20 protein-coding genes and 3 pseudogenes are annotated in these 24,758 nt (G+C 24.2%); 11 read left to right on the top strand and 12 right to left on the bottom strand.

The window, feature by feature from the left end; translation table 4 throughout:
• Positions 1-7: 7 nt before the first annotated feature.
• Complete coding sequence (locus AAHM96_RS02470; RefSeq protein WP_342273486.1) at positions 8-439, bottom strand: DDE-type integrase/transposase/recombinase; 432 nt, start codon at positions 437-439, stop codon at positions 8-10.
• A 361-nt stretch (positions 440-800) separates the two neighbouring features.
• Here AAHM96_RS02470 and AAHM96_RS02465 point away from each other — a divergent pair, with 361 nt between their 5' ends.
• Complete coding sequence (locus AAHM96_RS02465) at positions 801-950, top strand: hypothetical protein (protein ID WP_342273485.1); 150 nt, start codon at positions 801-803, stop codon at positions 948-950.
• Here the strand turns inward: AAHM96_RS02465 and AAHM96_RS02460 are convergent.
• Positions 947-1,924, bottom strand: coding sequence for an IS3 family transposase (locus AAHM96_RS02460; RefSeq protein WP_342272762.1), 978 nt, complete (start codon positions 1,922-1,924; stop codon positions 947-949). The genes AAHM96_RS02465 and AAHM96_RS02460 overlap by 4 nt on opposite strands.
• Positions 1,925-2,028: 104 nt before the next feature.
• Here AAHM96_RS02460 and AAHM96_RS02455 point away from each other — a divergent pair, with 104 nt between their 5' ends.
• The 4 genes from AAHM96_RS02455 (at position 2,029) to AAHM96_RS02440 (ending at position 4,876) form a co-directional block, all read left to right on the top strand.
• Positions 2,029-2,508 carry a DDE-type integrase/transposase/recombinase gene (locus AAHM96_RS02455; RefSeq protein ID WP_342273484.1) on the top strand — a complete coding sequence of 160 codons (480 nt, stop codon included), beginning with the start codon at positions 2,029-2,031 and terminating at the stop codon, positions 2,506-2,508.
• Between the two features lie 696 nt (positions 2,509-3,204).
• A complete protein-coding gene (locus tag AAHM96_RS02450) occupies positions 3,205-3,600 on the top strand; it encodes a Spx/MgsR family RNA polymerase-binding regulatory protein (RefSeq protein ID WP_281749173.1) in 396 nt (131 codons plus the stop codon).
• A 20-nt stretch (positions 3,601-3,620) separates the two neighbouring features.
• On the top strand, positions 3,621-4,439 hold the full coding sequence (locus tag AAHM96_RS02445) for an NAD(+)/NADH kinase (RefSeq protein ID WP_342273483.1): 819 nt from the start codon (positions 3,621-3,623) through the stop codon (positions 4,437-4,439).
• A 38-nt stretch (positions 4,440-4,477) separates the two neighbouring features.
• On the top strand, positions 4,478-4,876 hold the full coding sequence (locus tag AAHM96_RS02440) for a hypothetical protein (protein ID WP_281749171.1): 399 nt from the start codon (positions 4,478-4,480) through the stop codon (positions 4,874-4,876).
• Position 4,877: 1 nt separating this feature from the next.
• Here the strand turns inward: AAHM96_RS02440 and AAHM96_RS02435 are convergent, their stop codons facing one another.
• Complete coding sequence (locus AAHM96_RS02435) at positions 4,878-5,213, bottom strand: rhodanese-like domain-containing protein (RefSeq protein ID WP_281749170.1); 336 nt, start codon at positions 5,211-5,213, stop codon at positions 4,878-4,880.
• A 106-nt stretch (positions 5,214-5,319) separates the two neighbouring features.
• Between AAHM96_RS02435 and AAHM96_RS02430 the strand changes: the two genes are divergently transcribed.
• The 3 genes from AAHM96_RS02430 (at position 5,320) to AAHM96_RS02420 (ending at position 9,589) form a co-directional block, all read left to right on the top strand.
• A complete protein-coding gene (locus AAHM96_RS02430) occupies positions 5,320-7,434 on the top strand; it encodes a polyribonucleotide nucleotidyltransferase (protein ID WP_342273482.1) in 2,115 nt (704 codons plus the stop codon).
• Positions 7,435-7,612: 178 nt separating this feature from the next.
• The gene (locus AAHM96_RS02425) at positions 7,613-9,382 is read left to right on the top strand and encodes a ribonuclease J (RefSeq protein ID WP_342273481.1); all 1,770 of its coding nucleotides are present in this window, start codon (positions 7,613-7,615) and stop codon (positions 9,380-9,382) included.
• A 69-nt stretch (positions 9,383-9,451) separates the two neighbouring features.
• Positions 9,452-9,589 (top strand): hypothetical protein, encoded by a 138-nt coding sequence (locus tag AAHM96_RS02420; RefSeq protein ID WP_342273480.1) that lies wholly within the window; start codon positions 9,452-9,454, stop codon positions 9,587-9,589.
• Here the strand turns inward: AAHM96_RS02420 and AAHM96_RS02415 are convergent.
• The 4 genes and pseudogenes from AAHM96_RS02415 to AAHM96_RS02400 all read right to left on the bottom strand — a co-directional run.
• Positions 9,576-10,082 (bottom strand): annotated as a pseudogene (locus AAHM96_RS02415) (IS256 family transposase); the annotation flags it as partial. The gene AAHM96_RS02420 and the pseudogene AAHM96_RS02415 overlap by 14 nt on opposite strands.
• Positions 10,079-10,857, bottom strand: a pseudogene (locus AAHM96_RS02410) (IS5 family transposase). The pseudogenes AAHM96_RS02415 and AAHM96_RS02410, both read right to left, overlap by 4 nt.
• A 54-nt stretch (positions 10,858-10,911) precedes the next feature.
• Entirely contained in the window at positions 10,912-11,184 is a 273-nt protein-coding gene (locus AAHM96_RS02405) for a hypothetical protein (RefSeq protein WP_342273479.1), read from the bottom strand.
• Between the two features lie 266 nt (positions 11,185-11,450).
• Entirely contained in the window at positions 11,451-11,777 is a 327-nt protein-coding gene (locus tag AAHM96_RS02400; RefSeq protein WP_342273478.1) for a hypothetical protein, read from the bottom strand.
• A 240-nt stretch (positions 11,778-12,017) separates the two neighbouring features.
• On the opposite strand from AAHM96_RS02400, the pseudogene AAHM96_RS02395 reads away from it, so the two are divergent.
• From AAHM96_RS02395 to AAHM96_RS02385, 3 genes and pseudogenes are all read left to right on the top strand, one after another.
• A pseudogene (locus tag AAHM96_RS02395) lies at positions 12,018-12,835 on the top strand (IS5 family transposase).
• Positions 12,836-13,777: 942 nt separating this feature from the next.
• Positions 13,778-13,999 (top strand): hypothetical protein, encoded by a 222-nt coding sequence (locus AAHM96_RS02390; protein ID WP_342273477.1) that lies wholly within the window; start codon positions 13,778-13,780, stop codon positions 13,997-13,999.
• A 74-nt stretch (positions 14,000-14,073) separates the two neighbouring features.
• Complete coding sequence (locus AAHM96_RS02385) at positions 14,074-15,051, top strand: IS3 family transposase (RefSeq protein ID WP_342272762.1); 978 nt, start codon at positions 14,074-14,076, stop codon at positions 15,049-15,051.
• Between the two features lie 332 nt (positions 15,052-15,383).
• Here AAHM96_RS02385 and aspS read toward each other — a convergent pair whose 3' ends face one another.
• The 5 genes from aspS to secDF all read right to left on the bottom strand — a co-directional run bounded on the left by aspS (position 15,384) and on the right by secDF (position 24,624).
• On the bottom strand, positions 15,384-17,126 hold the full coding sequence (gene aspS, locus AAHM96_RS02380; RefSeq protein WP_342273476.1) for an aspartate--tRNA ligase: 1,743 nt from the start codon (positions 17,124-17,126) through the stop codon (positions 15,384-15,386).
• Positions 17,110-18,402, bottom strand: a complete 1,293-nt coding sequence (gene hisS, locus AAHM96_RS02375; RefSeq protein WP_342273475.1) for a histidine--tRNA ligase — start codon at positions 18,400-18,402, stop codon at positions 17,110-17,112. Before hisS ends, aspS begins: the two co-directional genes overlap by 17 nt.
• 260 nt (positions 18,403-18,662) lie before the next feature.
• On the bottom strand, positions 18,663-20,915 hold the full coding sequence (locus AAHM96_RS02370; RefSeq protein WP_342273474.1) for a RelA/SpoT family protein: 2,253 nt from the start codon (positions 20,913-20,915) through the stop codon (positions 18,663-18,665).
• A gap of 13 nt (positions 20,916-20,928) precedes the next feature.
• Complete coding sequence (locus AAHM96_RS02365) at positions 20,929-21,450, bottom strand: adenine phosphoribosyltransferase (RefSeq protein WP_342273473.1); 522 nt, start codon at positions 21,448-21,450, stop codon at positions 20,929-20,931.
• Between the two features lie 9 nt (positions 21,451-21,459).
• The gene (gene secDF / locus AAHM96_RS02360; RefSeq protein WP_342273472.1) at positions 21,460-24,624 is read right to left on the bottom strand and encodes a protein translocase subunit SecDF; all 3,165 of its coding nucleotides are present in this window, start codon (positions 24,622-24,624) and stop codon (positions 21,460-21,462) included.
• Between the last annotated feature and the right edge of the window lie 134 nt (positions 24,625-24,758).

The following is a 24,758-nucleotide window of genomic DNA, read 5'->3' as shown; positions in this document are numbered from 1 at the left end:
ACAGGTTCTAAGGTTGTTTTTTGCTTAAAATTATTTGTTTATCCTCTGCTCATTTTGTGATATCTTGACAATAAAATTCGTTGGCGTTATCTGAATGTAAAATAACATTTTTTACTTGATTTCAAGAAAATTGTTTGTTGATTTTTTCAAGAGCAGGAAGAATTAAATCCTGATATGATTTATTAGGAGCAATATTATAACTAACAACATTATTTGAATAAAAATCAATAATTACAAAAAGATATAATCATCCTTCTTTAGTATTTATTTGTTTAGTGTCCATTGATCAAATTTGATTTGAAGAGGTTGTACTTTTATAATCTTTGTTTACTTTATCCATTGTAGGTATTCACTTATTTGGATTTTTTTTGTTTTTAGGATAGTTATTTTTAGTTTGTTTTAATCCTTGAATATTGTGTTCTTTCATAATTTTTCGCATTTGTTTTATTGATAATTCTATATTTAAAATGATATTTTTTTCTTGTTTTAATCACTCTTTAAAAGCTGAAAAAATTCTTAAATATCCATAAATTCTGCCTTTTCTTGTAGAATGAAATTCGATTAAAAGTTGGCATATTTTTTGATATTTATGATTGCATTTAATAATATGATTTTCTTCTTTTTTAATAGGTTTTTGTTTATTTTTTAAAAAGTAATATGTTGATCTGTTTAATTGAAGATATTGACATAGGTTTCTAATTGAATATTGATTTTTACAATCATCAATAATGGTAATGTTTAGTAATCTGTGTAACTTACAAAAATAACTATGTTTAATTAATTCTAGTAAATATAATTAAATGACTAGAAAGAGTGAGTTACAGATGGCTAAAAAGCAAAATATTAATAATAATGATCCAATATCAAAAGCAGTAGATTTATTATTAGAAAATACTGAAGATTGGTGGTTGGCCCTTAATTACTGGACCATTTTTGATATAAAATTCTAAATTTTAATTTGTAAAATTGGTGGTTTTAGAAATTTAGAATGTATTCTTTCATAATTATAAAACATAACATATTGATTTACATCATTTATAGCTTCATTGATGGATAAATATTGATTTGATCCTTTAGGTAGTCATTCTTGAGATAAATGAGAAAATCAGTTTTCAGATAATACATTACCACCAATATCATAAGGTTGTTTTTTGCTTAAAATTATTTGTTTATCCTCTGCTCATTTTGTGATATCGTGACAATAAAATTCGTTGGCGTTATCTGAATGTAAAATAACATTTTTTATTTGATTTCAAGAAAATTGTTTGTTGATTTTTTCAAGAGCAGGAAGAATTAAATCCTGATATGATTTATTAGGAGCAATATTATAACTAACAACATTATTTGAATAAAAATCAATAATTACAAAAAGATATAATCATCCTTCTTTAGTATTTATTTGTTTAGTGTCCATTGATCAAATTTGATTTGAAGAGGTTGTACTTTTATAATCTTTGTTTACTTTATCCATTGTAGGTATTCACTTATTTGGATTTTTTTTGTTTTTAGGATAGTTATTTTTAGTTTGTTTTAATCCTTGAATATTGTGTTCTTTCATAATTTTTCGCATTTGTTTTATTGATAATTCTATATTTAAAATGATATTTTTTTCTTGTTTTAATCACTCTTTAAAAGCTGAAAAAATTCTTAAATATCCATAAATTCTGCCTTTTCTTGTAGAATGAAATTCGATTAAAAGTTGGCATATTTTTTGATATTTATGATTGCATTTAATAATATGATTTTCTTCTTTTTTAATAGGTTTTTGTTTATTTTTTAAAAAGTAATATGTTGATCTGTTTAATTGAAGATATTGACATAGGTTTCTAATTGAATATTGATTTTTACAATCATCAATAATTTTAATTTTTTCTTTGATATTTAATTTGTTAATTACTAATGCTATTTGTTTAATTTTATCCATTAATAAAAATCCTTTCAGGTTAAAATTAGTGTTAATTATATAACACAATTGTTTTTAGAATACATTCAGGTTTTTTAAATTAATGGTCTAGTAAAAAGGGCTAAGTGGCAAGTGGCAAGTGGCCTAAACAAATAAATACTAAAGAAGGATGATTATATCTTTTTGTAATTATTGATTTTTATTCAAATAATGTTGTTAGTTATAATATTGCTCCTAATAAATCATATCAGGATTTAATTCTTCCTGCTCTTGAAAAAATCAACAAACAATTTTCTTGAAATCAAGTAAAAAATGTTATTTTACATTCAGATAACGCCAACGAATTTTATTGTCAAGATATCACAAAATGAGCAGAGGATAAACAAATAATTTTAAGCAAAAAACAACCTTATGATATTGGTGGTAATGTATTATCTGAAAACTGATTTTCTCATTTATCTCAAGAATGACTACCTAAAGGATCAAATCAATATTTATCCATCAATGAAGCTATAAATGATGTAAATCAATATGTTATGTTTTATAATTATGAAAGAATACATTCTAAATTTCTAAAACCACCAATTTTACAAATTAAAATTTAGAATTTTATATCAAAAATGGTCCAGTAATTAAGGGCCAACCACCTTTTTTTATTACCAAATTGTGTTATGTTTAAACTATGAATTAAAGATACAGAACCCATTATGCATACTACTAAATTATTTGGATTTAAAATAGTATTTAATTTATCTTTTATTGATTTTCCATTTCTTGTATTATCATAAAAAAAATAAAATAGTTGATAAACTAAGACCAGTTAATAATATTCCGGTGGAACTAATTATAGTTCCAATTATAAATTCTTTAAAATATTTACTGTTATTATTTTGAATAGGCATGTTTAGTTAACTCCTTGTTTTTTACGCATAAAAATTATTTATTTTTAATTATTTACTTTAAAATAAAGAAAATTTAATTTTATAATTTCATTATATTATAATTCAAATTATAAATAAAATTTGACAGTAAAATATATGTTAAATTTTTTTATAAAATTTAAGGAATAAAAGTATCTATTTTTCAAAAAATAATATGATATAATATGTGGGTGAAGGATATAGCGGAAAAGGTCTTTCATGTACTTATTTTCTAAGTTTGGTCAAAGATAGTGTGGAAATATATATTATTATAGTAATGTAGAGTTTATTAACTTTTATCTTTAAAAGATAAAAAAATATTAATTTTAAAAAAAGAGTATTTAAATCAAATGTAGTCTAAAAGCAAAGAGGGGTATTGTCATGATTAAAATATATGTTTCGCCAAGTTGTTTGTCTTCAAAAAAAGTTATTCAATTTTTTGATAAGCATAAAATTCCATATATTAAACGTAATATTATCCATAATCCATTGACCGATACTGAAATTAAATTATTATTAAAATTTGTACCAAATGGTGTTGGTGATATTATTTCAACAAGAGCAAAGTTTATTAAAACACATGCTATTAATATTGAAAAGTTAACAATGTTACAAGTTTTTGATTTAATTAAAACTTCACCAACTGTTTTAAAACGTCCAATTATTGTTCAAGAAAATAAACAACGTATTCAAATTGGTTATAATGAAGATGAGATTGAATTATTTTTACGTGGTTCTATTGAAAACGAATTTGAAGATTCTTGTGAAATATTTTAATTGAAATATGATTGGAATACATGATGAAAAATTATAAATTTACAATTATTGCTAATAAATATGAGAATTCTCAATCATTAGCTAAGGAATTAAGGGCCAAGTTATTGGCCCTTAAAGCACTTGAAGATACTTCTTTTCCAGATATTGTTTTTATTATTGGTGGTGATGGAACATTTTTAAAAGCTGTTCATGATTATAGTAATATACTCAATACTGTTAAGTTTGTTAGTTTTAAATGTGGTAATCTTGGTTTTTATGAAAACTTTTTAAACACAGAAGTTGACAAAGTATTAATGTGAATTGATAAAAATGATAATAATTTAATAGTAAATAAATTTTCATTATTAGAAGTAAATATTAATAATAAGATTTTATATGCTATTAATGAAGTTAAATTTGTTAATTTAACAACAACTCTTTCATGTCAAGTGTTAATTAATAATCAATTATTTGAAAACTTTCGTGGTTCTGGTTTAGTTATTGCAACAAGAACTGGTTCGACGGGTTTAATGAAATCACTTGGTGGTGCTGTTTTAATTTCAAATCATAACTTAATGCAATTTCATGAAATTGCTCCAGTAGCTAATAATAGTTATCGCAGTTTAAATTCACCACTAATTTTGGATGAAAATCATGAAATTACTTTGAAAAATATTCAAAAAGATAGTAAATTGAGGGATTTTGGAAAATTAATTGTTGATACTTTTGATTTTAATGATAAACTAAATGATAAGGTAACAATTAAATTATCAAAATTAACGTTACAAGTTTTAGAATATCGACTTAATCATCATTCTTTACTTGCTAAAGTAAAAAAAGCTTTTATTCAAGAAGATTAAGAAAATATTTAAAAATATATTAATTAAGGAAGGTAATCATGCCAATTTGACAAATAGTATTATTAGTTATTGCATTGTTATTTGCTGTGGCTAGTATTGGGATTTGAATATGAAATGTTAGTACAGCTAAAAAATTACGCAATCAACAAGAAAGTAGTTTAAAACCCATTAATAAACCACAAAAATTCCCATTTAAATTACAAAATTTTATTGTTGATTTAGGAGGAATTGATAATATTAAAGGGACAACAGCAACAGCAAATAAAATTAAGGTAGAGATTATTGATCATTCAAAAATTAATTTTAATAATCTTAAAAAAATTAAAAATCGTGGTATTTTAGACCAAGACGATAGTGTTAGTTTAGTCCTAGGAACTTATTGTAATAATTTAAGTATTGCTATTAATGATCTTATTAAATTAAATAATGAGAAATAAGTTATTTTTTGTAATATCCATAAATACCATTAATTAAAACATAAGTGTTAGTATAGCCCAATTCTCTGAGTGTTAGTGCAGCAGCAGTTGAACGATTTCCTGCATTACAAATAGTTATAATCACTTGATTTTTGCTTTCAATATATTTACTAGGATTTTTAATCAAATCATAGTAAGGAATATTAACAATATTAAGTTCACCATTATCATTTGTTATTTTTTTTAAAATTTGATATTCAGCAACATCACGAACATCAATAATTAAAGCTTTATTTTTAATTTTATCAAAGTCTTTATTTGAAATTGAAATTTCATTTTGTATTTTATGTTTAAACATAAGTTATGACCTCCTAAAATAAAATTGTTCTATAACTTATTTTAACATTTTATTATGCTATAATGCTCATAGTTGCGACAAAAAATGGAAGTTAAGGAGTAAAATAATGTTAAAAGAAAAATTCCTTTTTAAAGAAGGAAAATATGAATTAATTGTTGAATTAGGTACAATGGCTAATTTAGCAGAAAAATCAGTAAAAATTACTTATGGAAATACAGTTGTATTAACAACTGTATCTTATAATGAAGTTATTAATAATCAAGATTTTTTTCCATTACAAATAGTTTTTCAAGAAAAGTTATATTCAGTTGGTAAGATTCCGGGTGGTTTTTTAAAGCGTGAAGGTCGACCTAGTGAATATGCAACACTATGTGCTAGATTAATTGATCGTTCAATTCGTCCATTATTTCCAAAAGGTTTTGTTAATGAAGTGCAAGTTGTAAATAATGTTTTTGCGTTAGATGATGCTTGTGATGTTAGAGTAAATGCAGCTTTTGGGACTTCACTTGCTTTAGGATTAAGTAGTTTGCCATTTCAGGCTCTTAGTGCTACTGTTGTTGTTGGTAAAATAAATGATGAACTTGTCCTTAATCCAACACAAGAGCAATTATTAAATTCAAAAATGGAATTAATTGTTGGTGGAACAAAAGATGCCATCAATATGGTTGAAGCAGGATGTCATGATATTTTAGAAAAAGATATGATTAAAGCATTAAAATTTGCACATGAACATATTATTAAATTAATAATTTTTCAAGAAAGTATCATTGAAAAATTAAAACCAAATAAATTTGAGCCACAGTTAGCATTAATTCCTGTTAATATTGAACAATTTGTTTCTACAAATTGTCAATCACAAATTAGTAAAATTAGTACTACTGTTGATAAAAAAAGTCGAAGCAACTTGATTAAAAATTTAGTTGAAGAAACATTTCAAAGTTTTAAAAATGAATTTAATCAAGAAGTTTTAAATATTGGTGAAGAAACAACTATTCATAATTTACGCAAAAGTATTGATCAATTATTACAAAAAGTAATGCGTACTATGATTTTAAAAAATAATGTACGAGTTGATGGACGAAAAGCTGATGATATTAGAAAATTAACAAGTATGATTGATGTTTTACCTATTGTTCATGGTAGTGCAATGTTTACTCGTGGTGAAACACAAGTTTTATCAGTTTTAACGTTGGGTGCACTTGCTGAACATCAAATTATTGATGGATTAGGTAAAGAAGAGTATAAACCTTTTATTCATCATTATAATTTTCCTCCATTTTCTGTTGGTGAAACCGGAAGAATGGGTGTTCCTTCACGACGTGAGATTGGTCATGGCGCCCTTGGTGAAAAAGCATTATTACAAATTATTCCTCTTGAAAAAGATTTCCCTTATACAATTAGATTAGTATCAGAAGTATTAGCATCAAATGGTTCAACTTCACAAGCAGCAATTTGTGCTTCATCAATGGCATTAATGGCTGGTGGCGTACCAATTAGAGCTGCAATTGCTGGTATTGCCATGGGTTTAATTAAAGAAGAAAAAGATTTTACAATTTTAACTGATATTCAAGGATTAGAAGATCACTTAGGTGATATGGATTTTAAAGTGGCAGGAACAGCCAATGGTATTTGTGCTTTACAAATGGATATTAAAATTACTGGTATTGATTTTAATATTATTACACAAGCTTTGGAAAAAGCCAGAGTTGCGAGATTACAAGTATTAGCAAACATGAATGAAGTAATTAAAAAGCCTAGAACTACATTGGCACCTAATGCTCCAAAAATTATTCAAAAGTTAATTCCAATTGATAAAATTCGTGATATTATTGGTGTTGGTGGGAAAGTTATTAATAAAATTATTACCGACTGTGATAATGTTAAAATTGATATTGAAGATGATGGACGATTGATGATTTATCATAATGAACAATCAGCCATTGATAAAGCTTGACAAATTATTGAAAGTATTGTTAATCCTGTTCAAATTAAAATCGGTTCTGAATTTGATAGTAAAGTTGTAAAAATTGTTAATTTTGGTGTTTTTGTTAATTTACAAGATAAGATTGATGGTTTAATTCATATTTCAGAATTTTCAAAAAAATTTAATAAACGTATTGATAATTTAAATAATGTCGTTAAAATCAATGATATAATTAAAGTTCGAGTAATTAAAGTTGAAGATAATAGTAAGCTTAGCTTAGAAATTATTGATAAATAATTTGAAACTATTTTTAATGAAAATTAATTACAGTTTTATTATTAAATTAGTGTTAAAATACTAATAACATAATATAGCAGCATCTTGGGAATTTAAGTTAAAATTTTAATTTTTATGTTCTTCTAAGATATTAAATTTTATAAAATAAAAATAAAGAAAGTTGAAAACTGGTGAAAACATGGTAAAGATAAAAGTATTTGCTCTGGGTGGATTAGATGAACGTGGTAAAAACTTATATGTTGTTGAAGTAAATGATAAGATATTTGTATTTGATGCCGGCATTAGACTCCCAGAAAGAGAAATTTTAGGAATTGATATTATTATTCCAGATTATACATATTTAAAAGAAAATAAACATCGTATTCAAGGTATATTTATTTCAAAACCATCTGATGATGCTTTTGGAGCACTACCTTATATTTTAAAAGATTTTAATAAAATAAAACCCGAGTATAAAGTTCCAATCTTTACTAGTAAATTAACTGATTTTATGATTAAGCAGAAATTAGAACGTTTTCGTTTTATTAATCAAAATGAAATTATAATTAAAACTATTGAGCCTGAACAAAAAGTATCGTTTGGTAATGTTGTTGTTAAAACATTTAAAACAACTACTTCAATTCCAGGTAGTTTAGGTTTTGTTTTAACTGTAAATAATGGTGAAAATATTAAATTAAATGAAACAATTGTTTATACGGGTGATTATATTTTTGATGGTGAACATCGTAGTGATTTTACTACTGATATTCAACATTTAGCTAGTGTTTCTAAAAATGATGTTTTATTATTAATTAGTGAAGCAACATGTGCCAATAGAAAAGCTTTTACAGCTCCTAAGCATAAAATTCAAACTATTATTGAACCAGTATTAAAAGAAGCACCAGGAAGGGTTATTCTTGCATGTTATGATCAAGATTTATATCGTGTTAGTGAAATTCTTAATGCTATTAAAGAAACTGACTCTAAACGTAAAATTGCAGTTTATGGTGCAACTTTATATGATATTTTATTAAAAGTTAATGATTTAAACGCTTTCAATATTGATAAATCACAAATTATTAATTTAGCACAAACAATTGGTACTAAAGATACAGTAATTATTGTTACTGGTAGTGGTGAACGTTTATTTACTAGAATGAATAAAATTGCTATTGGTAATGATGATTATTTAAAACTTGAATCGCAAGATACAATAATTTTAGCAACTCCACCAATTCCAGGAAATGAATTGGCTCATGCAGCCTTATTAGATGACTTAGCACGTACTGATGTTAAAGTTATTAATATATCAGAAAAACAAGCTTGAAGTTTAAATGCTTCTTATGAAGATATTAAGTTAATGGTTAATATTATTGAACCAAAATATTTTTTACCAGTTAAAGGTTTATATAAAGATTTTGTAGCAGCACAAGCAGCAGCCATTGATGCTGGTGTGTTACATAACAATGCTTTAATTCATGATAATGGTGAAGTTATTACTTTTGAAAATGGTAAATTAATTGATAATTTTGTTAAACAGTATGTTGCACGTCCTTCTCGTTTTAATGATAAAAATGCTACTAATAAAACAACAGATAACTTAATAAAAACTGGTGATGTATATGTAGATGGTATTGGTGTTGGTGATATTGGTTCAATTGTTATTAGTGAAAGAAAACAATTACAACGTGATGGTATTTTAATTACAGGAGTGACAATAAATCGTAAAACTAAGGAAATTGTTTCTTTAATTGATGCACAAATGCGTGGTGTTGTTTATTTAACTAATAATGAAGAAATGTTGAAAAAATTGCAAAACATTATTATTAATGTTATTGAAAAATATAAAACTAATACTGCTTTTAGTCTTAGTGAAGTTAAGACTAAAATGAAAAATGATTTACAAGATTATATTAAAAAAGAAACTGGTAAGTTACCTATGATTTTAACAGTTGTTAATGAAATTTAGGAAATGTTTAGTAATCTGTGTAACTTACAAAAATAACTATGTTTAATTAATTATAGTAAATATAATTAAATGACTAGAAAGAGTGAGTTACAGATGGCTAAAAAAGATAACTTTAATAATAATGATCCAATATCAAAAGCAGTAGATTTATTGAGGCTTTTATGTAATCTGTGTATCTTTGTTTTACAAAGTACTAGTTTAGATTAATTCTGTCTTCAAATTTTATCATAAAATGAGCAATTGCTGTATTTCAATTTTGAATGGGCATTGTTCATTTTTTTGTTATATTTTCAATTGCTAAATAAAATATTTTAAAAACTGCCATATCATTAGGAAAAACTTTTTTATTTCTGATAACTTTTCGTAATTGACTATTTACAGATTCAATAGCATTTGTTGTATAAATCACTCTTTTGATTTCTGCAGGATAACTAATAAAAACCATTAAATTATCTCAATTTTTATATCAAGATTTAGCAATTTGAGGATATTGTTTATTTCACTTATTTTCAAAGGATTCTAAAGCCTGCATTGCTTGTTTTTCACTACATGCAGTATAAATTGGTTTTAAATCTGCAACTAGAGATTTTCTATGCTTATATGAGACATATTTCAAACTATTTCTAATTTGATGAACAATGCATAATTGATGTTCTGTTTTAAGATAAACTGATTGTATTGCTTCTGAGAACCTGTTTAAAATCTTTTCAATAAAATTGAAATAAAGGCAAGAACAACCATTTGTAAGCTAGTATTTAATTTTTTTTCATAATCTTCTGCATTTTTCTAATCATGCAAAACTTCGTTCTACAACTCATCTTTTTGGTAATACTACAAAAGAATGTAATTCATTACGTTTTATAACTTCAACATTTGCATTTATAATTGTTTTAATTTTAGAAGCAAATTTTTCACCAGTATAACCAGCATCTACTAGTATTTTTTGAACTGCAGAAAGATTCTCTTTTTCATTTTCAATCATTATTATAGCACTATTACGATCTGTTTTTTCTGCTGTGGTTATGTAAATTGCATGTGGTAAACCTTGAGAATCAACAGCAATATGACGCTTTATTCCTGAAATCTTTTTACCAGCATCATAACCTTTATTTTTAGTAGTATCTGTATTTTTAACACTTTGTGAATCAATTATACAAAAACTAGTTTGTTCTTTTCTACCATTATTGATACGAAATGCCTTGACTAATTTTTTTTAAAACTAATTGTAATACACTAGGTTCTTTATCATTATTTTTACTTCAAGCTTGAAAATAATAATATACAATTTGTCATTTTGGAAAATTTTTTGGTAACATTCTTCACTGGCAACCACTTTTTAATACATATAAAACTGCACAAAATACTTCATATAAATCTAAACTTCTTGGTTTAGTTCTCTTTTTAGTATTTTCTAAAATTGATTTTATATTTTCAAATTGCTCTTTGCTAACATTACTAGGATAATTTTTACACATATATACCTCTTATTTTAAAATATATAATCATTTTATCCTATTCTCTAAAAGATTTTAAACAGGTTCTAAAACTGGTAATGATCCAATTCTTGAATCTTTTAGTGCATTTACTTTCCCAAAATCTACTTGTAATCACACTCTCTGAACATTAATAAATCTAGTAATTTTATTACCATTTTTAGCGGCATCATAAAAAAATGTATAAACTTTTGTATTTAATAAACCAATTAAAGTTTCTCATTGCTTTTGTTTATATGGTGAAAATTCTAATTTAAAACCAGAGGCTAAACTTCCTTTTTTAACTCCCAGATTATTATAAAGTTTCAAATCAGGTAAAATTTTTCGAAATTCTTCACTAACATCTAAATCCTTATTGTCGGCTGTATTAATAATATAAGATTTTAAAATTTCATTATTTTTGATAATATCAATTTGACATTTACCTGCTTCTAATTCAAAACCATCTTCGGTATATTTTTCTTTAATTTCTCCTGGAAAAGTATTTTTAATACTAACAGTTAAACTAACAATTTCAGCATATTCTTCATCTGAATAAATACCAATTTCATCACCAGTTTTGAAACCTAAATCTTTTAAAAATGTGCTGCATTAGCATTTTCTGCCCTATATTTATGAGGTGGTACACATGTTCTTAACAATTTATTTTTAAAAAGATCATTAATTTTCATTAAGTGATCATCTGCAATAACCGAATATTTTTCACTATCAGATGTATTATCATAGTTTAATTTTTGTAAAATTAAACTTTTACCATCAGTATCATATCAACCTAATAATTGTGCATATTTACTGTCTAATTGTGGTAATGAATAATTATCACATGCAACTGTACTAAGGGTTGCTGTTGTTGATATTCCCACAGTAGCTGTCGTTGCTAATATTTTTTTAAATTTTTTCATAAATCCAAACACCTCTCTATATAAATCTTGTGTAAAAATATTGTACATGATTCTTAACAGTAGATTACTGATATACTTATTAGTAATCAATAAAAAAATAAAATTTATTTTTCATCTATCTTTATTTTTTTATTTCTTTATTATTTAATAATAATAAAAACTTTTTTTATTAGACTTGGTGCAAAACCTTTAATTTTAATAATTTAACGGTTATTATTAATATCAAAGGTGATAATTATTATGTTAAAAAAATACAAAGATGAACAAGAATTTTATAGTTTAGTGGGAATAAAACTACAAACATTTCAAAAAATGGTTGAAATTTTAAAAAAAGCTGAAGCAATTAAAAAAGCAGTTGGTGGTAAACCTAATAAATTATCAATAGAAAATCGTTTATTAATGACATTAGAATACTGAAAAGAGTATAGTAGTTATAGAGTTATTGCAAAAAGATATAATATTAGTCATACTAGCTGCATTCGTAATATTTTTTGAATTGAAAATACTTTAATAAAAAGTGGAATTTTTAATTTATCTGGCAAAAAAGATTTAATCAAAAATAAAGGAATCAATAATACTTTACTAGCTATTGATGCTACTGAAACTCCAATTGAAAGAATTAAAAAAAACTAAAATTACTTTTTTCGGGTAAAAACAAACATCATACTCTTAAATCGCAAATAATTATTGATATTTTAAATGGAAAAATTATTTCAACCGCTTTTTGTTTTGGAAGCATTCATGATTTTAAATTACTTTTAAAATCTAAAACTTTTATTCATCCAGAAAAACAAGTTTTTGTTGATTCAGGTTATCAAGGAATACAAAATATTCATAAAAATACATTTTTGCCATTTAAAAAAAGTAAATACAATAAATTAATACCAATTCAAAAAGAATACAATAAAACTTTAAGCAAAATTAGAATTAAAATTGAACACGTATTTGCTAAACTAAAACGTTTTAAAATTTTAACTTTAAAATATCGCAATAAAATACGAAGATTTGCATTAAGATTTAATTTAATAGCAGGAATATATAATTTTGAATTACCTTAGTTTTGCACCAAGTCTATTGTATATTATTTTTTTCACATATAAACTTTAATTAAGATTTACCTAAAATAAGTATTAAAAATATTAGAATTTATCATTACTAATTTATACAAAACTGTTTCAACAAAATTAAGTATTAATCTACTTTTTTAAATCTATAACAAAACTAGTAATATATTATTGATTAAATTATATATATATATATATGATGTTATTATTACTATTTTAACTTTATAAATAATATAAAAAGACTAATTTTTATATGAATTAAATTAATTAACAATATTTTACATTTTTTTTCTAAACCTACGATATTAAATAATAAAAAATCAAATTTTTGGTAAATCTTAATATTAAAAATTAATATTTATATTAATTTAAAGAAAAAGGTACTTATTAAAAAATGATAAATAATAAAAAGAAAATATTAGAAAAAAAAGTCTAACTAATAATAAATATAAAACCAAAATTGAAAAATTAAATAAAAAACTACAAGAAACTCTTGATGATTTAAAAGAAATAAGTGATCTCTATGCAAAATCAGAAAGAGATGCATTAGATAAAAGAAAAATAATTACAAATCTTGCAAATAAAATTACAGAATTAGAAACACAGTTAACAGAAACTCAACAACAAGCAGAAATAAAAAATAATAATAAAAAAATTATAATTCCAAAAATAAATTTAATAATACCTGGTGAAATATGTTCTTTAGCAACTGATACAAAAGGTAATCTTTATCTTGGAACTAGAAATAGTTCTTGACATGGTGCTTTTTACAAATGTTTAGCAGGAGAAACAAACTTTAAACCAATATTAGGAATATATGGTGAAATATGAACAATAGCTATTGATAAAAATGAAAATGTTTATATAGGTACTAGAGAAAGTAGTTTTAAACGTAACGTTTATAAATATCAAAAAAATCAAAATACTTTTAAAAAAATGGATGGTATAAATAAATCTGTTTCTTCTTTAACTTTTGACAATGATGATAATATTTATGCAGGAGTTTGAACCGGTTCATATCAATCTCCTAGTAATGGTGAAGTTTACAAATGTTTAGCAGGAGAAACAAACTTTAAACCAATGTCTGGAATAAAAGGGGGAGGCCACTTGCCACTTGCCACTTGCCACTTAGCCCTTTTTACTAGACCATTAATTTAAAAAACCTGAATGTATTCTAAAAACAATTGTGTTATATAATTAACACTAATTTTAACCTGAAAGGATTTTTATTAATGGATAAAATTAAACAAATAGCATTAGTAATTAACAAATTAAATATCAAAGAAAAAATTAAAATTATTGATGATTGTAAAAATCAATATTCAATTAGAAACCTATGTCAATATCTTCAATTAAACAGATCAACATATTACTTTTTAAAAAATAAACAAAAACCTATTAAAAAAGAAGAAAATCATATTATTAAATGCAATCATAAATATCAAAAAATATGCCAACTTTTAATCGAATTTCATTCTACAAGAAAAGGCAGAATTTATGGATATTTAAGAATTTTTTCAGCTTTTAAAGAGTGATTAAAACAAGAAAAAAATATCATTTTAAATATAGAATTATCAATAAAACAAATGCGAAAAATTATGAAAGAACACAATATTCAAGGATTAAAACAAACTAAAAATAACTATCCTAAAAACAAAAAAAATCCAAATAAGTGAATACCTACAATGGATAAAGTAAACAAAGATTATAAAAGTACAACCTCTTCAAATCAAATTTGATCAATGGACACTAAACAAATAAATACTAAAGAAGGATGATTATATCTTTTTGTAATTATTGATTTTTATTCAAATAATGTTGTTAGTTATAATATTGCTCCTAATAAATCATATCAGGATTTAATTCTTCCTGCTCTTGAAAAAATCAACAAACAATTTTCTTGAAATCAAATAAAAAATGTTATTTTACATTCAGATAACGCCAACGAATTTTATTGTCACGATATCACAAAATGAGCAGAGGATAAACAAATAATTTTAAGCAAAAAACAACCTTATGATATTGGTGGTAATGTATTATCTGAAAACTGATTTTCTCATTTATCTCAAGAATGACTACCTAAAGGATCAAATCAATATTTATCCATCAATGAAGCTATAAATGATGTAAATCAATATGTTATGTTTTATAATTATGAAAGAATACATTCTAAATTTCTAAAACCACCAATTTTACAAATTAAAATTTAGAATTTTATATCAAAAATGGTCCAGTAATTAAGGGCCAACCACCCCTCTTACTTTTAAAGTATATAATGATTTTACTTTATTTTCTAAAAGATTTTAAACAGGTTCTAAAAACCAAAGATAGTGAACCATTTATTGAACTTGAATATTAACAAATATCAAAAAAATATAATTGAAATTAATAATTATTAATTTAACATTATTGAAAAATTGATTTCAATTAAATTACATAATTAATCTCTAATGAAAAATAATTAAATTATTTTTCATTAGAGATTTTTAATATTTATATTTTCTAATTTTATTAAACTTCTAATCACTTTAAAATTAAAATTTTACTTCTTAAATTCCAAATTTAATATTGATAACTGATCAGATGAAATTTCACTAGGACTATTTGTTAATAAACAAATACCACGATTATTTTTAGGAAAAGCAATAGTATCACGAATTGATTCATTCTTAATTAAAAGCATTAATAAACGATCAATGCCAAAAGCAATACCACCATGTGGAGGAACTCCGTAATTAAAAGCTGATAAGAAAAAACCAAATTTATTTTCAATTTCTGTTTTACTTAAATCTAATAATTCAAAAATCTTTTTCTGTAATTTATAATCATGAATTCTAATGCTCCCACCAGCAATTTCAAAACCATTTAAAACCAAATCATAAGCATCTGCAGTTAAAGTTCCTAAATCTTTATTTTTTATATCTAATAATTTTTCAATATTTTTTGGACTTGTAAAAGGATGATGACAAGCTTGTCATTTATTTTCTTCCTGTTCAAACATTGGTCAATCAATAATTCAAATAAATTCAAAGTTTTCAATATTATTCATAAAATCTTTATGATTAATTCGTTTTGACAAATCATTAATATAAAAACTTCTAATAGCACCCATAACTTTATTAGCAATATCTTGTTGTTCATATACGAAAATTAAAAAATTATTATTATATTTTATTTTTGATATTTCTTCTGATAAAACTAAATCATCAAATTTTACTTTAGAATTATTATGAATAATTTTTTTCTTAATTAAGTCATAAATTATTAATGTTTTTCCTCCATGCTGATTGCTAATTTCTGTTAATTTTTTTATAGTTGTTTCGTTCATTTTATCATTAACTATAAAACCCTTATAAATAAATCCATCACTATTATTGTTAATATTAATATTTATTAACTTACATGTACAACGTAAATCGGGTTTATCACTACCATATAAATCCATTGCTTGATCATAGGTAATTGATGAAAATGTTGAAGGAATATTACCAATTTTTAAAGTATTAAAAAGACTTATTAGCATATTTTCTACTATTAATTTAATTTCTTTACTAGTAGTAAATGCCATTTCTAAGTCTAATTGTTGAAATTCGGGTTGTCTATCAGCACGAAAATCTTCATCACGAAAACATTTAGCGATTTGATAATATTTGTCAATACCTGATATCATTAATAATTGCTTATAAATTTGTGGTGATTGTGGTAAAGCATAAAAATGTTTTTTTTGAATACGAGCAGCAACTAAAAAATCACGAGCACCTTCTGGTGTTGATTTTGTTAAGCAAGGAGTATCAATTTCTAAAAAATTATTTTGATTCAAAAATGTTCGTAAACAACTAAGAACTTGGTGTTTAAATTTAATATTATAATTCATTGCTGGTCTTCTTAAATCTAAATAGCGATATTGTAAACGTAATTCTTCACTAGCAAGCGTATTATCATTTTTAATAACAAATGGTAAATTAATAGAATTGCTTAATATTTCAATATCTTTTGCTACTACTTCAATCATATCATTAGCAGTTTTTGCATCTTTATTTTTTCGTAAGACAACTGTTCCAATTACTTTTAAAACAGATTCAACTTTAACATTTTTTATTTCTTGATAATATCCGTTATCTGGTTTAACAATGACTTGTGTTGTTCCGTACATATCACGTAAATCAATAAAAATACCAAATTTATTAATACGAATATCTTTAACTCAACCACTAATAATAATTTCTTTTGTAATATCACCCTGCGTTAAATTACCACATGTATGAGTTCTAAAGAGTTTTTCCATATTCTTCATTCTCCTCTAATAATAGATTTTTAACCTTACTAAGCAATTGCTGTTCAGTATCAAAAATTAATTTTATCATTTCTTTTTTAACAAAAGAATAAAAACTAACCTGATTTTTTTCTTTTAAAAATAGTATATTTTTGGCTAAACTACGATCAATAATCTGTGACTTATTTTTATCTTGATATAAATTATATTCCATATCAATATGATAATTTTCTTTACGTAATTGTAATAATAAATCGGAAGCCATTATTAATCCTAATTCGCTTAAAGCAATAATTTGTAAATCAATAATTGGTGGTTTATTAATATTTTTATTTTCTACCAATAATAACATTAATCTTTCAATACCAATTGCAAAACCAATAGCAGGAATTTTTAATGGTGAGCCCAATTCATTAAATAAATTATCATATCTACCACCACCAAGTAAAGTATTTTGACTTTCACCAATTCGTGAATCAATAGTAGTTATTTCAAAAATAATACCATTATAATAATCTAAACCACGAACTAAATGCTCATCAATAATAAAATTAACTTTATTATTTTTTAAACTATTAATAATAGTTGTAAAATATGTTTTTTCTTCATTAGTTAAAAAATCATTTAAATATGGTATTTCTAAATTTAATTTAGTACAAATTTTACAATCAAGAACTCTTAGTGGTGATACATTAACTCTAATTTGACAATTTTCACACAATTGCTTACTTTGATTTAATAATTGTTCTTTAAGTGCTATTTGATATTTATTTTTTGTTTCATTAGATCCAAAATAATTAATATTTAAAGTTAAATTTGGTATTGAAAAACTTTTTATCATTTCTAAGGCCATCATCATTACTTCAACATCAACTAAAGGATGTTTAACACCAAGAGTTTCGATACCAAATTGATTAAATTGACGTTGACGCCCTTTTTGAGGTCTTTCATATCGAAACATCGAACCATAATAAAAATACTTTAACGTTTGCTTAGATTTATATAATTTATTTTCAATTATAGCACGAACAATACCTGCTGTTCCTTCAGGACGAAGAGCTAATAATCTATCATTTTTATCATTAAATTGATAAATTTCTTTCTGAATAATATCAGTTGTATCTCCCACAGCTCGTAAAAATAATTGAGCATTTTCAAAAATAGGAGTAATAAATTCTTGATAATTATATTTAATTGCACACTGTGTTAAAGATTTAATAATATTACGATATATAATAACCTCTTCATTATACATATCACGTGTTCCTCTTGGCTTTTGAAATTGCATACTTTTTTTTACTCCTTTTAATAAAAAATAAATCTTCTAAAAAAACGTTCCTTTATTTTAGGAACGTTTCTTAACGCGGTACCATCCTAATTCATTTACAAAATAAATGCACTTAATTATAATTTATCATATTTAATTAATTAATAATACAAGCTATTTAATGTCATAAAATTAGTTAACCAGTGTTTGCACCAACCACACCGTCTCTTAATGTTTACCCTAAATTTACTTTTAAATGCTGAAAATATTATACTAAAATATTACATAATTATTCTGTTTATTGCAATAATATCAGGAATTTTTTTAATTGATGAAATAATTTGATGTAAACGTTCAATATTAGAAACTTTAATTAAAATTTTTAAACTTCCATGATTTTCCTTAAGTTTATTATTAGCATCAATACTTTGAATTTGTGCCTTTAAATAGCACAAAATATTTAAAACATCAGTCATCAATGCTGGTCGATCTAAATATTGAATTTGAATTTTTGAATTATAAAGATGATGACTGGTTGCTAATAAATTTCACTTAGTATCAATAATACGTTCTTTCCGCTCTGGCAAACTAACATTAGGACAAATTAAACGATGAACTTTAATACCTTGCCCTTTAGTAATATAACCCGCAATTGGTTCATCAGGAATAGGTAAGCAACAATGAGCCAATGATGTTTTAGTATTGGAGGCATTTTCAATAATAATTTCATTATTACTACTTAAATTCATTGTTGTTTGTTGTTTAGTTTTTAATTCTTGAAATGTTGCTGAATCACTATATAAAATAGTAGTAACCGCCTGTTCAATTGTATAAGTTCCATTAGCAACATCTAAGCAAAAATCTTCATACGTTTTATATTTTAATGATCTAATTCTTGACATAATAACATTACGTTTTGCAATTTTTCAACGAATGTGATTTTCAATAATATATTCTTCTATTTTTTCCTTTGTTTTTTTTATTTTCTCTTTGTTTTCTGTATCTTTAATTTTATTTTCTTGATTAAATTTTTCTTGCTGATTATTTAAATATTTTTTTATTTTATGTTGAGCAAAATTGGTCTTAACAATATTTAATCAATCACGAGAAGGACGTGCAGTTTTAGCAGTTTTAATTTCAACAATATCCCCTGATTTTAAAACAGTATTAATAGGAGAATAAATACCATTTATTCTTGCACCCACTGTTGTTTCACCAATTTCAGTATGAACTTTAAAAGCAAAATCTAAAACAGTTGAACCAAATGGTAATGTTATAACATTACCATTTGGAGTTAATACATAAATTAAATCACTAAAAATATCTTGTCGAATTTCTTTTTCTAAATTATTATCTTTGGCAATATTATCTGCTAATATGTTTTCATCAACATTTGGATTTAAGTCATTTAAATTTAATATTTCTTGAAAAATATTTAATTTTTCATCAATTTCTGCTTGACGTTTCTTAGGATTTTTATTTTCCCCTTCTTTATATCTTCAATGCGAAGCTGCACCTACTTCAGCAAAATCTTCCATTTCTTCAGTTCTAATTTGTAATTCATAAATTTCATTATCAAAAACAACAGATGTATGTAATGATTGATACATATTATTTTTTGGTGTTGCAATATAATCTTTAAATCTACCCGGAACAGGAGTAAAACTTTGATGAATATAACCCAAAATGGCATAACAACTATCAATAGAATTAGTAACAACTCTAATTGCTAAAATATCATGTATATCATCAAAATCTTTTCCAAAATAATACATTTTACGATAAATAGAATATAAGTGTTTACTACGACCATAAATTTTAAAAATTAAATTTTTATGTTGTGATAATGTTTTACTTAATTCTTTAATAATTTCATTAACTAATTTTTCACGTTTTTCACGATCTAAATTAATAAGGTTATCAATTTTTTTATACTCTTTAGGATGTAATACTGCAAAAGAACGATCTTCTAGTTCTGATTGTAATTTACGCATACCTAGACGATGAGCAATAGAAGCATAAACTTCTAAAGTTTCTTTAGCAATAATTATTTGTTTTTCAGGATTTAAAAAATTAATAGTTCTAATATTATGTAAACGATCTGCCATTTTAATAATAATGACACGAATATCATGAGCTAAACTTAAATATAATTTACGTAAATAATTAGCTTTAATTTCATTTCTTTTTTCTTTTGCAAAATGGCTAACTTTAGTTACAGCTAAAACTAAATTAGCAACTTCCAAATCAAATTCTGCTACTAACTCATCAAAAGTTGTTGGTGTATCTTCTAAAATATCATGTAAAAATCCTGCTTGTATTGAAGAGACATCTAAATGCCATAATACTAAATTGTATGCTGTTGATAAAACATGATAAACATAAGGATCACCATTCTTTCGATATTGATCTTTATGTTTTAATAATGCATATTCATAAGCTACTTTAATTTTTGTAATTTGCTTAGGATCTTTGATAAATGTTTTTGCTTCCGCTAATAATTGATTAAAATCTTTACAAGTTAAATTATTCATTATTTACTACTTATTAAAACTTAATTATTTCTAACAGCGGAATATTATCAAAATGATGTTTATTAGCAAATTCAGAAAGCGAAATTAAAGCAGCAATACCAACTGATTGAGCGTTACTTTGCTTTATTAAATTAAGACAAGCATTAATTGTCCCTGAAGTTGCAATCAAATCATCAATTATTACTACTTTATCTTTTGTTGAAAGTACATTTTGCTGCATTTCTAATATAGCAGTACCGTACTCTAAATCATAAGTTACTTTATAGGTTTTACCTGGTAATTTACCTTTTTTACGTGCAAGAACTAATTTAATACCCAACTTATATGCTATAGCAGCACCAAAAATAAATCCTCTTGCTTCAGGTGCTAAAATTGCTGTTGATCCACATTTTTTAATAAAATCTACAAAAATATTAACAACACTTTGAAATGCTTCTGGATTACTTAATATTGGGTTAATATCTTTAAATTGGATACCTTTAATTGGAAAATCAGGAATATTAATAATAATTTTTTTTAATGATTCTTTTGTCATTGCAACCACCTATTCATTAATACCTTTAATAACATATTCATCTGCACCAATGAAATGTTTTTTAATTTTATTAATACGTTTTTTATATCTATAAACTCTTCATTTCTCAAAATAAGTTCAAATAAAAGGAGCAATAAAGTAAGATGATACTAAACTTACTATACAACCTATTAATAATGATAAACTAACTATTCAGAAACTAGGAATAATAAACATAACAATTACTGATGTTATTAACACTACACCATTAATAACTAATGTTCTTAGTAAAGCCTTTTGAACACTTTTATTTGAAATTTGAATTATTTCTTCTGTGCTAATAACTTGTGTTTGATTATTATTAATCTTAATTTCACGAATATTATCAAAAATTGACATAATACTAATTATTGTTAAAATCATTACTCCCAATAATATTCCAACAATTGAAGTAGAAATTACAATTTGGAAAATACTAATAATAGCAAGTGTCATTAGTAAACTAAAAATAATAGCTAAAATTAAAGGAATAACATAAGTCAATTGAAATCTAATAATAATATAAATTAAAATAACAATAAAAGATAAAGCAATTGAAATAATCATATTAACTAATAAATCTACACCTGACTTAGCAACAACTAGATCAATTTCTCCTCATTGTAAAATAGATTCTTGTTTTCAATTTCTAGTAATCTCTCCTAAAAAATTCTTAAACCTTTGCTGCATACTTTGAGAATTTACTGTTGTTTGAACAATAATCTTAAACTGATATGGTTTTCCTTCACCACCAGCAATTAAGGAAAAATTAATATTTTTAAAATATTTACTAAATTGACTATTATTTTGAATTTCTTTATTAATAAAATCTTTTGCTAATTCTGCTTCTTTAATAATATTGTAACTAGGATCACTTGGATCTTGAGTAATTGTACCCATTCCAACAAAATCAGTTCGTTGATCAAAACCAGAACCAAAATTAGAACCAATTACACCATAAGTAATACCTGAAGCAAGAACAATAACAGCAGAACCTGAAAGAATTCATTTTGTTAATTTATGAAAATAATTTCAGTTACTTATTTTAAGTTTTGAAAAAACATTTTTAAAATTAACTAATATTTTTTTGTCTTTTGCTTTAACTATTTGAATTTTTAACGGTTTTAATGCATTAATTAATTCTTGTTTCAATTTATTAATTTCTTGTGAAAGATTTAATTTTAAATCTTTTACTTTTGACTTATAAACTGATCTTGATTTACTATGTTCTTTTTTTAATTGCTGCTTATCAACTTTAAATTTTTTAATTAATGCTTTAACTTTATTTTTATAATTAATTTTAAACTGACATTTTTCTGAAATTAATTGTTTTTTTATTTTTTTATCATCAGTTTTAATATTATTTGTATCTATTGAATTATTTAAAACTATAGTGCTTTTTCTACTAATATTATTAGTTCCTAAAAGTTGAGGTTTATTTTCTAACCAGTTATTTCGTAATAATGTTCATAACATTAATCTTAATAAGATAATTCCAAAAATAATTACACCAAAAGTAGCAATAGAAGTCATAATAATAAAACCTTTGATAGCACGAGTTCCAAATCAGAAAATAGTTAAATTAACAATTAAAATAATAGCGCTACAATCTAATGAAGAATATAATGTTTTCTTATTTGCTGATTTAAAAGCACTAATCAAAGTTTTACCTTGCATATATTTATTTTTAAAACGTTCCAACAAATTAATAATCGTATCTAATAATAGTGCAAAACCAATAATTAAAGCAATTACGCTTTCAGGAGCAATTATGCCATTAATGAAAACAAAACTAATAATAGTAAATAATAAAAATAATGATATTATAATTAGAACAATAACTCCTAACATACGATAATAAAACAGAACAATAGTCATAAGAACAAAGGTAACTAATATAATAATAACAACTGCAATTTTTAAAGATGTTGCACCTAGCGTTGGACTAACATTAGCATAAGATAACATAGTAAAATTATTTTTTGACAATCCTGATGTTAAAACACTTTTCATTTGTTCAACTGTTTCAAGATTAAAAGTATCTGAATTAATTGAAATACTATTGTTAGTTACTTTAACTTCACCAACTCAATATGGAATATAACGATAATCAATAACATCTTCATGTAAAATATCTGAAACATCTGGTAAACGTAATAAATCTTTAATATAAGGCAATCATGCATTCATAGGTGAACCAACAATAGGGGAAGCAAAAGGATCAAAGCGATTAGCAGGATCATATGTATTTTTTTCATCATTAGTATCAACAGAAAGACTATGAACTGAACCTAAATTATCAGAATAAATTCAATTAATACCAAATTGACCATTTTGATTAGGATTTAATAGTCGTGCTAAAGTAGGGTCTTGTGCTTTAGCTCTAGCTAAAATATCAGTACCTTTACCAAGACCTGGTGTATTATTATCTAATAATGATGTTAATGATGCTTTAATCTTACCATCAGTATCATTTTTAAGATTATCAATTATAAAAGCAAGGGAGCGAATACCCTCCATACTACTTCGAATATAATCTAATAACTGACCAATATCTGAATAAATGTAAAATGTATTTTCTTTGGCAGAAGTAAGTTCTTTTAAAACTGAATCATTTTTAACATCAAAAACAAGTTCTGGGCGATGAGTAACAGAATTATTAACAGCTTTAATAGCAGAAAACACATCACTAGTTAATAATCTTTTATCTCTTTTTGTTCAAGTAGTATCTTTGTCATCTTTCTTTTCGGTTGCTAATAAGTCATTACCATCTTTATCAACAATATAAGAATAACCACGTCGTGATACACTATGAACAAAAGTAGAAATATCAACTCCCGCATCTTTACTCAACGCTAAATTATACTTATTATTATTACTGCTAGTAATGCTTTCAATGTCAACGTTACTAGTACCTAAAGGGTCAACTCTGTCTTTTAATAAATTAATAACATCTTTTTGTTTATCTTTACCATCATATTGAACTTGTGTTTGATAACCACCAGCAAACTCAATACTTAATTTACTATTATTTTCAACATATTTAGCACTAAACACTACTGAAATTATTATTGTAGAAACAATAATTATTAAACTAAAAATTCTTAAAAAAAATCCAAGATTTTTAGTTTTTCTTGTCTTAGAAGAAGTGTTCATATTTCTTCACTCCTAAATCAATTTATTTGTATAAACATAGATTATATATTATTTAAGCACTATATAAGAATACCAACATTCGTTATAAATAACAATTGTTTTACAGTAATATCAAAAATAATTATTTTCTAAAT

The organism is Spiroplasma endosymbiont of Acasis viretata (genome assembly GCF_964031275.1).
Classification (GTDB): Bacteria; Bacillota_I; Bacilli_A; order Mycoplasmatales; family VBWQ01; genus Spiroplasma_E; species Spiroplasma_E ixodetis_A.
The sequence above is the reverse complement of the archived record's forward strand: the minus strand, read 5'-3'. Positions and strand labels throughout refer to the sequence as shown.